Source organism: Pseudomonas sp. C8002, from assembly GCF_013385765.1.
GTDB lineage: Bacteria > Pseudomonadota > Gammaproteobacteria > Pseudomonadales > Pseudomonadaceae > Aquipseudomonas.
The window spans coordinates 11,471-23,957 of record NZ_JACAPJ010000015.1; the positions used below are offsets into that span (position 1 = coordinate 11,471).

13 protein-coding genes are annotated in these 12,487 nt (G+C 61.3%); 5 read left to right on the top strand and 8 right to left on the bottom strand.

Going from position 1 to position 12,487, the window contains the following annotated elements; all coding sequences use genetic code 11:
• The first annotated feature begins 293 nt into the window (after positions 1–293).
• Complete coding sequence (locus tag HX814_RS21245; RefSeq protein WP_102368202.1) at positions 294–1,919, top strand: glucan biosynthesis protein D; 1,626 nt, start codon at positions 294–296, stop codon at positions 1,917–1,919.
• Positions 1,920–1,964: 45 nt separating this feature from the next.
• On the opposite strand, the gene HX814_RS21250 is transcribed toward HX814_RS21245, so the two are convergent.
• From HX814_RS21250 to HX814_RS21275, 6 genes are all read right to left on the bottom strand, one after another.
• Entirely contained in the window at positions 1,965–2,150 is a 186-nt protein-coding gene (locus HX814_RS21250; protein WP_003209560.1) for a hypothetical protein, read from the bottom strand.
• A gap of 197 nt (positions 2,151–2,347) precedes the next feature.
• Positions 2,348–2,884: a GNAT family N-acetyltransferase gene (locus HX814_RS21255; protein ID WP_102605530.1), complete on the bottom strand. Its 537-nt coding sequence runs from the start codon at positions 2,882–2,884 to the stop codon at positions 2,348–2,350.
• Entirely contained in the window at positions 2,868–3,368 is a 501-nt protein-coding gene (locus tag HX814_RS21260; RefSeq protein ID WP_023659128.1) for an ATP-binding protein, read from the bottom strand. Before HX814_RS21260 ends, HX814_RS21255 begins: the two co-directional genes overlap by 17 nt.
• A gap of 192 nt (positions 3,369–3,560) precedes the next feature.
• Positions 3,561–4,667, bottom strand: a complete 1,107-nt coding sequence (locus tag HX814_RS21265) for an NADH:flavin oxidoreductase/NADH oxidase (protein ID WP_003209564.1) — start codon at positions 4,665–4,667, stop codon at positions 3,561–3,563.
• A gap of 151 nt (positions 4,668–4,818) precedes the next feature.
• Positions 4,819–6,528 carry a single-stranded-DNA-specific exonuclease RecJ gene (gene recJ / locus HX814_RS21270; RefSeq protein WP_008438230.1) on the bottom strand — a complete coding sequence of 570 codons (1,710 nt, stop codon included), beginning with the start codon at positions 6,526–6,528 and terminating at the stop codon, positions 4,819–4,821.
• A 185-nt stretch (positions 6,529–6,713) separates the two neighbouring features.
• On the bottom strand, positions 6,714–7,256 hold the full coding sequence (locus HX814_RS21275; protein ID WP_003209567.1) for a YaeQ family protein: 543 nt from the start codon (positions 7,254–7,256) through the stop codon (positions 6,714–6,716).
• A 145-nt stretch (positions 7,257–7,401) separates the two neighbouring features.
• Here HX814_RS21275 and HX814_RS21280 point away from each other — a divergent pair, with 145 nt between their 5' ends.
• On the top strand, positions 7,402–8,601 hold the full coding sequence (locus HX814_RS21280; RefSeq protein ID WP_102605531.1) for a CaiB/BaiF CoA-transferase family protein: 1,200 nt from the start codon (positions 7,402–7,404) through the stop codon (positions 8,599–8,601).
• Positions 8,601–9,479, top strand: a complete 879-nt coding sequence (locus HX814_RS21285) for a TIGR02285 family protein (protein ID WP_177008142.1) — start codon at positions 8,601–8,603, stop codon at positions 9,477–9,479. Before HX814_RS21280 ends, HX814_RS21285 begins: the two co-directional genes overlap by 1 nt.
• 171 nt (positions 9,480–9,650) lie before the next feature.
• Here the strand turns inward: HX814_RS21285 and HX814_RS21290 are convergent, their stop codons facing one another.
• Entirely contained in the window at positions 9,651–9,935 is a 285-nt protein-coding gene (locus HX814_RS21290) for a DUF3509 domain-containing protein (RefSeq protein ID WP_003209570.1), read from the bottom strand.
• Between the two features lie 301 nt (positions 9,936–10,236).
• On the opposite strand from HX814_RS21290, the gene HX814_RS21295 reads away from it, so the two are divergent.
• Both HX814_RS21295 and HX814_RS21300 read left to right on the top strand, forming a co-directional pair.
• The gene (locus tag HX814_RS21295; protein ID WP_003209572.1) at positions 10,237–10,437 is read left to right on the top strand and encodes a hypothetical protein; all 201 of its coding nucleotides are present in this window, start codon (positions 10,237–10,239) and stop codon (positions 10,435–10,437) included.
• Positions 10,438–10,587: 150 nt separating this feature from the next.
• Positions 10,588–11,241 carry a response regulator transcription factor gene (locus tag HX814_RS21300; RefSeq protein WP_003209573.1) on the top strand — a complete coding sequence of 218 codons (654 nt, stop codon included), beginning with the start codon at positions 10,588–10,590 and terminating at the stop codon, positions 11,239–11,241.
• On the opposite strand, the gene HX814_RS21305 is transcribed toward HX814_RS21300, so the two are convergent.
• A complete protein-coding gene (locus tag HX814_RS21305; protein WP_177008143.1) occupies positions 11,210–12,454 on the bottom strand; it encodes an EAL domain-containing protein in 1,245 nt (414 codons plus the stop codon). The genes HX814_RS21300 and HX814_RS21305 overlap by 32 nt on opposite strands.
• Positions 12,455–12,487 lie beyond the last annotated feature (33 nt).

Genomic DNA, 12,487 nt, shown 5'->3' on the forward strand with positions numbered 1-12,487 from the left:
CCCAAACCAGGCGATCGAGATATCCCTGAAGGATCTCGATCGCCTGTGCTGGGGTCGCTTCGCGCGCCAACGGGAACAAGCTCCCTCACCACACGGTTTCCACAGAAACGTCTTGTTTCATATGCAGCGCCATCAACCCGCCATCAATCATTTTTCCTTGCGCACCGAACCGCTTAAGCTATTTGGTATCTGTTTAATGTCCGTTGCGTTTGGCCGAAGGCATGTCCGAACCGTTTTCCTTGATCCAGCACGTGCCAGGAACGGCGCGGGATTGTTCACGACAGGTTGTATTTATGCACCGCAGGAATTTGCTCAAAGCGTCCATGGCCATCGCGGCTTACACCGGTCTGTCGGCCAGTGGCCTGCTGGCCGCCCAGGCCTGGGCGGGCAACCGCGCCGCTGATGGCGAGGCCCAGGCCTTCGATTTCGAGGCCCTGAAGATCCAGGCCAAGCAGTTGGCAAGCAATCGCTACCAGGACACCAAGCAGGTATTGCCGCCGACCCTGGCGACCATGACCCCGCAGAATTTCAACGCCATCGGCTACGACGGCAAGCATTCGCTGTGGAAAGAATTGAACGGCCAGCTGGACGTGCAGTTCTTCCACGTCGGCATGGGCTTCAAGACGCCGGTGCGCATGTACAGCGTCGACCCGAAAACCCGCCAGGCCCGCGAGGTGCACTTCCGCCCTTCGCTGTTCAACTATGAAAAAACCACGGTAGACACCAAGCAGTTGACCGGCGACCTGGGTTTCTCCGGCTTCAAGCTGTTCAAGGCCCCGGAACTGGACCGCCACGACGTGCTGTCCTTCCTCGGCGCCAGCTACTTCCGTGCGGTGGATTCCACCGGCCAGTACGGCCTTTCTGCACGCGGCCTGGCCATCGACACCTACGCGAAAAAGCGCGAGGAATTCCCGGACTTCACCAAGTTCTGGTTCGAAACCCCGGACAAGGACAGCACCCGCTTCGTGGTCTACGCCCTGCTGGATTCGCCGAGCGCCACTGGTGCCTATCGCTTCGATATCGACTGCCAGGCCAACCAGGTGGTAATGGCCATCGACGCCCATATCAATGCGCGTACCGCCATCGAGCAACTGGGCATCGCACCGATGACCAGCATGTTCAGCTGCGGCACCGTTGAGCGGCGGATGTGCGACACCATTCACCCGCAAATCCACGACTCGGATCGCCTGGCCATGTGGCGCGGCAATGGCGAGTGGATCTGCCGCCCGCTGAACAACCCGGCTACCCTGCAATTCAACGCGTTTGCCGACACCGACCCGAAAGGCTTCGGCCTGGTGCAGACCGATCATGAGTTCGCCAGCTATCAGGACACGGTGGACTGGTACAGCAAACGCCCAAGCCTGTGGGTAGAACCTACAACCGCGTGGGGCGAAGGCTCTATCGATCTGCTGGAAATTCCTACAACCGGCGAGACCCTGGACAACATCGTGGCCTTCTGGACCCCGAAGAAGCCCGTCGCTGCCGGCGAATCCCTGAACTACGGCTACAAGCTCTACTGGAGCGCCCTGCCGCCGGTCAGCACGCCACTGGCGCAGGTCAATGCCACCCGTTCGGGCATGGGCGGTTTCACCGAAGGTTGGGCGCCGGGCGAGCACTACCCCGAAGTCTGGGCGCGGCGTTTTGCCGTGGACTTCAACGGCGGCGGGCTGGATCGTTTGCCTGAAGGCACCGGGATCGAGCCGGTGGTGACCTGCTCCCATGGTGAGGTCAAAGACTTCAGCGTGTTGGTACTGGATGCCATCAAGGGCTATCGAATTCTGTTTGACTGGTACCCGACCAGCGACAGCGTCGAGCCGGTTGAACTGCGGCTGTTCATCCGCACCCAGGACCGCACTTTGAGCGAAACCTGGCTGTACCAATACTTCCCACCTGCACCAGACAAGCGCAAGTACACCTGATACCGAACGTTCCCACGCTCGCGTGGGAACGCCCCTTCGGGATCTTCAGAACCGCGAAATACTCTTCATCGCCCCGATCAAGTACCGCATCGCCACCTGATCACTCTCGGTCAGGGCGCGGTACTGTTCCAGCAATTGCTCTTCGTCCGAACTCAGGCGCCGGCTGCGCAGCGACATCCTGCGGGCCAGAAAAGACGACAACACCCCCGCTACACCATAGGACTTGGCCATGGACTGTCTCCTCGTATCAATCAACTGCTCCTGGTTGCCCATAACCCCATCCCGCGATGCGACCTGCGAGGATCAACAAGCTGATTTCCTGGGCCAGAAATCATGCTTACCTTAAGCGTAGAAACTATCTTGCCGGGCGTGGGACTTTTTTAGAGTAATCACTTAAAAAAACGCTTGCAGGGCAATGACCTACAGCGTTATCCCACAAGCGGCCGGTACAGGTGGATGTCGTGCGGCTCCTGTTGAAACAGCTCGGGATCCGGCTGCTTGAGCAACCGGCAGCCGAGCCGCAGATAGAACTCCACCGTATTGCGCGATTCCGTGGCCGATACGTACAACGCCTCGGCCCCGGCTGCGCGGGCGTGTTCACAGGCCAGGGCAAACAGCTGGCCACCCAGGCCCAGGCCACGGGCCCCATGGCTCACATGCAGGAATTTGAGCTGGCGCATACGCAGGCCCTGGTTGAGGATAACCCGGTTGTCCACTACCACGGCCGCCAGCAGCTTTGCATCGTCAAACACACCGTGCAGCCACCCGCCGCGCTTCAGGCACGCCTGCAAGGCCACGGCATCCTGCTCGGCTTCGCCTTCGGGCCAGCCGCGCATGTCGTGGTGCTCGGGGTACAGCAGCAACTCCCCGTGCTCCACGCGATAGCACGCCTCGATCCGTTCGGTACGGTCAATCAGCGCCAGCAACGGCAGGTCCTTTTCGGTCAGGTCACGCTTGATCAACATGCTGTGCTTCCAAGGGTTGATGGTGAACAAGGTTGAAGCCTTCCGCAGGTGTCGGTGCTTCGAAATAGCCGGTGATCAAGTCAAACTGGGCGTCACTGGTTTCGAACGCGTGGGTACCCGCCGCGTTGCGCGCACGCAGGCGTGCCTTGCAGACCTCGTCCGGTACGTCCAGGTAATGCAATTGGTGGTCAGCGCCTGCGCCTTCGAACAGTGAGCGCATCCAGCGGCGACTGGCCAACGTGTTCGCCGGAAAATCCAGCACCACCGACAGGCCGGCCCCGAGCAACGCGATGATATGCGCCGTCAACGCATCACGCAGGTGGCCGGTGCAGCGCACGTAGTCGCCCAGGGCGTGAATTTGTCCGGGGTAGAGGCGTGACAGCCACTCATCCTCACTGATCAGGATCGCCTGGGAGCCCTGCGACAACTGTTGGGTCAGGGTCGATTTACCGGATGCGATTTTGCCGCAGATCAGGTGCAACATGAGCTTCTCCTTGTGTCGCAGAGTTTGGCCGGTGATCGGCGGGCAATAAAAAACCCGCCGGATCAAGGGCGGGTTTTTCATGCTTTTCCAGCACGCGTCAGCCCACCCTCTCCTGGAGGGTGGGAATAATCGAGGCGTTCAGTAATAGAGTCATAGTTTCGACATTAGCTTCAGGCGTTTTCCTACGCAAGGTTAATCCCGCAAGTCCGACTCATGAATCGGCTGGTCGCGATGCGTAGCCCGCTGATACTGCGCCGGCCAGGTGGCTTTGCGCCCGCCCAGGTCATCGTCGGCATGCAGTGGCCAGTACGGGTCACGCAACAGTTCACGTGCGAGGAAAATGATATCGGCCTGACAGGTACGCAAGATGTGCTCGGCCTGGGCGGGCTCGGTAATCATGCCCACGGTGCCGGTGGCGATTCCCGACTCTTTGCGCACACGCTCGGCAAAGCGGGTCTGGTAGCCGGGCCCGGTAGGAATTTCCGCATTGGCCGCGGTGCCACCCGAGGAGACGTCGATCAGGTCGACGCCCAGGTCTTTCAGGCGGCGCGCCAGTTCGACGGTTTCATCCGGGTTCCAGCCGTCCTCGACCCAATCGGTGGCCGAGACCCGCACAAACAGCGGCAGCTCTTGCGGCCAGGCCTCACGCACCGCCGTGGTCACTTGCAGCACCAGGCGGATGCGGTTTTCGAACGAGCCGCCGTACTGGTCCTGGCGCTGGTTGCTCAGGGGCGAAAGAAATTGATGCAACAGGTAGCCATGGGCGGCATGGATTTCCGCCACTTTGAAACCGGCGGTCAACGCGCGCTTGGCGGCAGCGACGAAGTCAGCGATCACTTGCTGGATCTGCCCTTCATCGAGTTGCTTGGGTGAAGTGTGCTGCGGATCGAAGGCAATCGGCGAAGGGCCCACCGGCACCCAGCCGCCATCTTCCGGCTTGACGCTGCCGTGCTTGCCGATCCATGGCCGGTGCGTGCTGGCTTTGCGCCCGGCGTGGGCCAGTTGAATGCCCGCCACCGCGCCCTGGGCATTGATAAAGCGCGTGATGCGTTGCAGCGGTTCGATCTGTTCGTCGTTCCACAGGCCCAGGTCCTGGGCGGTGATGCGGCCATCGGCAGTCACAGCGGTGGCTTCGGTAAAGATCAGCCCGGCGCCACCGACGGCACGGCTGCCGAGGTGCACCAGGTGCCAGTCATTGGCCAGGCCATCGACGCTGGAATACTGGCACATTGGTGACACGGCGATGCGGTTGAGCAGGGTCAGTTGGCGCAGGGTATAGGGTTCAAGCAGCAGACTCATGGGGCACCTCTTTTATGCAGTGGGCAGGCTCCAGGGTTCTGTTTGAAAGGTCGACGAAAAACCCGTCCCCGGCGGGCTGAAATAAGACAAGGTCACAAGACCGATCACACAGTGCTTAGAGACTAGTCGACAACAGAGGATTGCACAGGGTTCAGCGCGGCTCGATATGCGCGATCATCAGTTGCACGGTTTCCTGGCCACGGAACTCGTTCACGTCGAGCTTGTAGGCCAGTTCCACCCAGCGAATGGTGGGATTGGGCCAGATCTCGCGGTCGATGCCGAAAGCAATGCCATCGAGCTTCACCGATCCACACTCGCTCTTGAGCACCACCTTCAGATGGCGCTCGCCGACGACGCGCTGCTCCACCAGTTGGAACACCCCGTGAAACAACGGCTCTGGGAAATGCTGGCCCCACGGCCCGGCGTTGCGCAGGGCGCGGGCCAGTTCCAGGTGAAACTCTTCAACCGCCAGGGTGCCGTCGGACAGCAGCCGGCCCGTCAGGTCTTCTTCGCGCAGTTGCCGACGCACTTCGGCGTCAAAGGCCTCGGCGAACAGTGGGAAGTTGGCCTCGGGCAAGGTAAGACCCGCCGCCATGGCGTGGCCGCCGTACTTGGCGATCAGCGTTGGGTGCTGGCTGGCCACCACGGCCAGCGCGTCACGAATATGAAAACCCGGCACGGAGCGCCCGGAGCCCTTGAGCAGGCCGTCACCGGCGTCGGCAAAGGCGATGGTCGGGCGGAAGTAACGCTCTTTCATGCGCGAGGCAAGGATGCCGATCACGCCCTGGTGCCATTCCGGGTCGAACAGGCACAAGCCATACGGCATCGACTCCACCGGCAAGTCCTTGAGCTGGGCCAGGGCCTCGCGCTGCATGCCTTGTTCGATGGACTTGCGGTCCTGGTTCATGCCGTCCAGTTGCGCGGCCATTTCCCGGGCGGCGGCGAAATCCGAGGTGAGCAGGCACTCGATACCCAGGCTCATGTCATCCAGGCGCCCGGCGGCGTTCAGGCGCGGGCCCAAGATAAAACCAAGGTCGGTGGAGGTGATGCGGGCGTGATCGCGCTTGGCCACTTCGAGGATCGCCTTGATCCCCGGCCGGGCACGACCGGCGCGAATGCGTTCCAGGCCCTGGTAGACCAGGATGCGATTGTTGGCGTCCAGCGGGACCACGTCGGCCACGCTGCCCAGGGCCACCAGGTCCAGCAGTTCGCCGATATTCGGCTGCGGCTTGTTCTCGTACCAACCCAAACTGCGCAAGCGCGCACGCAGGGCCATCAGCACGTAGAAGATCACGCCCACACCGGCCAGGGCCTTGCTGGGGAATTCACAGCCCGGCTGGTTCGGGTTGACGATGGCGTCGGCTGCGGGCAGTTCGTCGCCCGGCAAGTGGTGGTCGGTAACCAGCACCTTGAGCCCCGCCGCTTTTGCGGCCGCCACGCCTTCGACGCTGGAGATACCGTTGTCCACGGTGATCAGCAGCTGTGGCTGGCGCTGCAGGGCCACGGCGACGATTTCCGGGGTCAGGCCGTAGCCGTATTCGAAACGGTTGGGCACCAGGTAGTCGACGTGGGCGGCGCCCAACAAGCGCAGGCCCAGGGTGCCCACGGTGCTGGCGGTGGCGCCGTCGGCGTCGAAGTCACCCACGATCAGGATCCGCTGGCGCTGCTCCAGGGCCGTCACCAGCAAGTCCACGGCAGCATCGATGCCCTTGAGCTGCTGATACGGGATCAGCCGCGCCAGGCTTTTATCCAGCTCGGCTTCCGATTGCACCCCGCGTGCGGCGTAGAGACGGGTCAACAACGGTGGCAATTCACCGAGGAATGGCAGGACGGCAGGCAACGGGCGAGGATCGATACGCATGGGGTGACGGAAGCTTCTCTTTAATGTTGAAATTAGCGGTGATCCCTTGTAGGAGCTGTCGAGCCCCAGCGAGGCTGCGATGGGATCACCTCGGTGTACCTGTCAGACCGCAGCGCCTGCATCGCAGCCTCGCTGAAGCTCGACAGCTCCCACACTCGACCAGCGTCCAATCAGTTATCGACGTTTCAGCCGCGCTCGCCAGCCAGCCATTCCAGCTGGACTTCGTGCTGCCCACGGTCATCGGTCACGAAGATCGTGCCTTCGCTGATCATCACGTCCCACTTGATCACCCGGGGCATGTCCTTGGCCAGCACTTCCAGGATTTCCTGGGGTACGGCGGCGATGCTCACGTTTTTCAGGTTCTTCGCCACCGGCACCACTTTGCCTTCCCAGACGCGCAAGCTGCCGTAGGCCAGCAAGGTCGTGCGTTCGGTACGGCGGGAACACCAGGTCAGGCGGTCCGCGTCCGGCTGGCCGACTTCGATCCAGTGCAGGACGCGATCATCCAGGCTTTTTTCCCACAGCGCCGGCTCGTCTACATCTGACAGGCCACGACCGAAAGACAGCTGCTCGTTGTAGAAAAGCGCGTAGGCCAGCAAACGCACGGTCATGCGCTCTTCGGTTTCCGAAGGGTGGCGGGCGATGGTCTGCTTGACACTCTCGTACACCGAACGGTCAAGGTCGGTGAGGTTGAGTTCAAACTTGTAGGTCGTGGACGGCTGGGCCATGAACGGACTTCTAGAGACAGGGAAAGGCGGCAAGTCTAACCGATGGCGAGGTGATTCAACGAATACTGCGCTGCATCATCCTTATCACTGCGCCACTCGCCTATGTTAAAAGGCTCACATCCCTGCCCTGCCCGAAAGGTTCCTCATGTCGTTTACCGCCAAACCACTTGCCGGCCTGAAAGTCATCGAACTCGGCACCTTGATCGCCGGCCCGTTTGCGTCGCGCATCTGCGCCGAGTTCGGCGCCGAGGTGATCAAGGTCGAATCCCCGGATGGCGGCGACCCGCTGCGCAAGTGGCGCAAGCTGTATGAAGGCACCTCGCTGTGGTGGTTTGTGCAGGCGCGCAACAAGAAATCCCTGACCCTGAACCTGAAACACCCGGACGGCCTGGCGATCCTCAAGCAACTGTTGGCGGATGCCGACATTTTGATTGAGAACTTTCGCCCTGGCGTGCTGGAAAAGCTCGGCCTGAGCTGGGAAACCTTGCACGCCCTGAACCCGAAACTGGTGATGGTGCGCCTCTCAGGCTTTGGCCAGACCGGGCCGATGAAGGACCAGCCTGGGTTTGGCGCGGTGGGCGAATCCATGGGGGGCCTGCGTTACATCACCGGTTTCGAGGACCGCCCGCCGGTGCGCACCGGGATTTCCATCGGGGACTCGATCGCGGCGTTGTGGGCCGTGATCGGGGCGCTGATGGCCCTGCGTCATCGTGAAGTGAATGGCGGGCTCGGCCAGGTGGTGGATGTGGCGCTGTATGAGGCGATCTTCGCGATGATGGAGAGCATGATCCCGGAGTTCGACGTGTTCGGCTTTATCCGCGAGCGCACCGGCAACATCATGCCCGGCATCACGCCCTCCTCGATCCACACCAGCAAAGATGGCAAGCATGTGCAGATCGGCGCCAATGGCGACGCGATCTTCAAGCGCTTCATGTCGGCCATTGGTCGCGACGACCTGGCCAACGACCCGGCACTGGCCAGCAACGATGGCCGCGACAGCCGGCGCGATGAGTTGTACGGGGTGATTGATCGCTGGGTCAACTCGCTGCCGCTTGAGCAAGTGGTGGAACAGCTGAACAAGGCCGAAGTGCCCGCCAGCCGTATCTACAGCGCGCAAGACATGCTGGGAGACCCGCAGTTTCTGGCCCGCGAGATGTTCCTCAAGGCGCAGCTCCCGGGCGGCAAGGACTTCAAGATGCCCGGCATCGTGCCCAAACTGTCGGACACACCGGGCAGCTGTGAGTGGGTCGGACCGCAGCTGGGCGAGCACAACAGCGTGGTGCTCGCTGAATTGGGCTACGATGCGGCCGCCGTTACTCGCCTGCGTGAGAACGGCGCGATCTGATGGGCCGGCGCTTCATCATTCGACTCTGCCTCCTGGGTTCACTGCTCGGGACTTGGCCACTGTCGAGCCAGGCCCAGGAAACCTTGATCTGGCTGTTGCGTGACCTGCCGCCAGTGACGATTTTCGAAGGCCCGCAAAAAGGCCAGGGCGCCCTCGACCAACTGCTGCCGATACTCGCCGAACACATGCCGGAGTATCGACATCAGATCCTCCACGTGAACCGCGCGCGTGGCATGCAGATGCTCCGCGACCCCGGCACGCTTACCTGCGACCCGTCCCTGCTGTGGACGGCGGAGCGCGCTAAAACCATCGTGTTTTCCGCCCAGGCCTTCGCGGCCGTGAGCAACGGGGTGACGATCCGCCAGGGTCAGCGGGCGCTGCTGGCGCCGTTTGTGGTGGATGGACTGTTCGACCTGGAGGCATTTTTGAATGCACGGGATGCGCGCCTTGGCATCATCGCCGAACGCAGCTACGGCCCCATCATCGATGAAGCGCTGAAGCACACCAGTGCTCACAAACTGGCGCCGCATTACGGCAATGACGCCCTCGGCAGCCTGCTGCAGATGCAACGAAAGGGGCGGCTGGAAGCGGTGCTGGGTTACTGGACAGAAGTGCGCTACCAGGCGCTGCAACAAGGCATTGATCCACAGGAGCTGATCTTCTACCCCATCAAAGGCACCCCGCCCTATCAACTGACCCGGATTGCCTGCACGGATAACGCCTTAGGCCGCACGGCTATCGAGCGGATCAATCAGGTGCTGCGCGAGATCCCGCAGGAGCAACTGCGACAGTCCTACGCCTCATGGCTCGACCCGGTCATGCGTGAGCAATACCTGCAAGACCACCCGACGTTTTTCCAGGATGCCCCGAGCCCATGACAAATCGCAGGCAAAAAGAAACCCCGAGCAGTGGGGAGACAACTCGGGGTTAATAAGGGCCTAAAAAGACCAGTAACAACGAGCCACAAGCACCGGAGCACAATGCTTGATCTCGCTGTTACAAAATCTGACTCACCTTGCCGTAGGAAGGTTCCCAACAAAAATAAATCTTCATGCGCAGGCGATCGGCCGAGTCAGGGCCGCATTGCGCAGGGCCGCCATGACCGAGGGTTCCAGGCGTCCTTCGGCAATCATCAAGTCGCGGTGCAAACAGTCCACCACATCCACCAATGCACGCTTGTCGGTCAATTGTGCCTGGTCGACTTCTCGTTCGACCACGATGGCACCGGCCGGATTCTTTACGGTCACCAGGCATTCGCCCTGCACACCCGAGGTGGTCAGCGTGACCTGATAAGGGCTCAATGCTTCACCGAGCAATAGGCTGATACTTTCCATCTCGATCACCACTCAATAGTTCGGAAACAATCGTGTAAACGGGAGCTGCATCTATCCTAAGTGACTATTTGCGTCGTAGGAAAGTTCGCTTTTTCGTCTTTCAAGGGTTGCCGGGGATGACGTGTTCAGCATGCGCTTGCAACATGACAAGCAAAAAACGGCAGCACATAACTGCTTACTCAATGAGTTGCCGTTTTGGCGCTGATGCCGAGGGTGAATCCTATACTCGGTGAGTGCTGATCATGCCGGCACATCGATAAACAGCGCATACCAAAAGGCCCCGTTGCGAAGGACGAAGACCATGCTGGAACACGAAAAAGAGCAGGCAATACTAGAGAAGATTCACGCCGACATATCCAGAATTTATGCCGAGCAACGCAAGCTAAACGCAGAATCCCACAAGATAACCCGAGAGAATTTCTGGTATCCCGTTGGTATCGCCATCGGCTTCTTCACGGCTGTCGGAACCGTAATGGCAGTGGCGCAAAAACTACTCGCCTAAACGATCGCTCCGGCCGGGCCTGCCAGAAACGAAAAACGCCGCTGCCCCACGGACGGGGACGCGGCGTTTTTTACACCTTTGTAAACCGCACCTTCAGACCCTCTCCTGCGTTAACAGGCTAGAATCCCCGAATTACCCCGGGAGCCTGTATTGAACGAAACGTCTGACAAGCCATTGCGCATCGTCCTCGCCGACGACCACCCGATTTTCCTCATCGGTCTGCGGGCGGTCCTGGAACGTGACGAGAGGCTAACCATCGTCGGTGAAGCCAACTCACCCCAGGCCCTTGGCGAACTGCTGCAACGTTGTGCCTGCGACATTCTGGTGACCGACTTCATGATGCCCGCCGAGCCCCAGGCCGACGGCTTGCGCCTGATCGAACAACTGCGCCGGCATCACCCGGGCCTGCCCATCGTGGTGGTGACCATGCTGAACAACGCCGGCCTGTTCCACGCCATCCTGGAGTTGGGTGTCATGGGCCTGCTGAGCAAGGCCAGTCTCGCAGACGAATTGCCTGAAGCAATCCGTCAGGTGCGCCAGCAGCGACGTTATGTGGCCCAGACCATCAGTCAGTCACTGAACCTGGCAGGCGTCGAGCGTGTGCACTCCCAGGATCAACTATCACCCCGTGAACTGGAAGTCATCCGCCTGCTGGCCGGCGGCCTGACGGTAGGCGAGATCGCCGCGAATCTTCATCGCAGCAAGCAAACCGTCAGTGCACAAAAGGTCAGCGCCATGCGCAAGCTGGGCCTGAGCAACGACGCCGCGCTGTTTATCTATGTGCAGGAACACGGGCTGGCCTAGCCTGAAACGCGATCCACTGCTTGAGCGCCTCGGCGTCCATGGGGCCGGCGATAAAGCAGCCTTGCAACCACGCAGCCCCCAGTTCACTCACCGCGTGATAGTCGGCGGCGCTTTCAACCCCGGTCACCACCACACCCACACCCAGTCGCCTCGCCATGCTCATGGCGCCGGCAACCACTGCCGCCTTGCGATCGTCCCTGGCCATGCCGCTGGCAAACGCCGGCGGGATCTTCAATTCGCTGAAGGGCAATTCCAGCAAGCGTTGCAGGCTGGTGCCGCCCACGCCGAAATCACCGATGGACAGTTTGCACCCCATCATCCGCAAACGCAGCAAGCCGGTGACGTGGGCGCTGTCGGTGTTCAGGCGCGAGGTTTCCACCAGTTCCAGGGTCAGGCCACGGGCGGGCACGCCGTGAAGTTGCAGCAAGCCTTGCAGCACTTGGGGAAAGTGCGGACGCTCCAGCATCCGCCCCGGGATATTCACCGCCACCGGCAGCACCTGCCCGGTTTCGCGCATGACGTGTGCCGCCTGGCCCAGCGCTTGTTCCAGCACGTGCCAGGTAAACGCCTCTTCCATTCCGGCAAACTCCAGCACCGGCAGAAACGCGTCAGGCAACAGCAACTCGCCGTCAGGAAGCTGCCAGCGGGCCAGCGCTTCGACACCTTGCAACACGCCCGCCTGGCTGACAATGGGCTGATACCAGACCGTGCCGCAGCGGGCGATAGCGGCCTGGCTCAGATCCGCCGAAGGCGGCAACTGCTCGGATTCGCTCAAGTCCAGCAACTGGCGCACCCGCTCCCAGGACACCACCGGCGGCCCGGGCCGCAAGCGTTCCCGGCACGCCTCGAGGACTTTCCCGATCAGCGTTGCCGACGCCGGCTTGGGCAGGCAGCCGAGCACGTTGAGCCCCAACTGTCGGGCCATGTGCGCCACGCCTTCCAGCACATCCGGCTCGGCGTTGCTCAGCAGGATCAACACCTGAGCCTGGCGGCGCTTGGCCATTTCCCGAATCAGCTCAAGGCCATCACCCTGCTCCAGGTACAGATCGCAAATCGCGATGTCCACCGCGCCCTTGCTCTCCAGTGACTGGCGAGCGGCGTCGACCGTTTCGGCCGTGCGTACATTGAAAACGCCGTTGGCGTTGAGCATCTGATGCAGGGCCATCAGTTGGAACGGGTTATCTTCGAGGATCAGGACGTTGAGGGAGCGCATGAAAAACGTTACCGGGGAGAAGCGAGGGTGCAC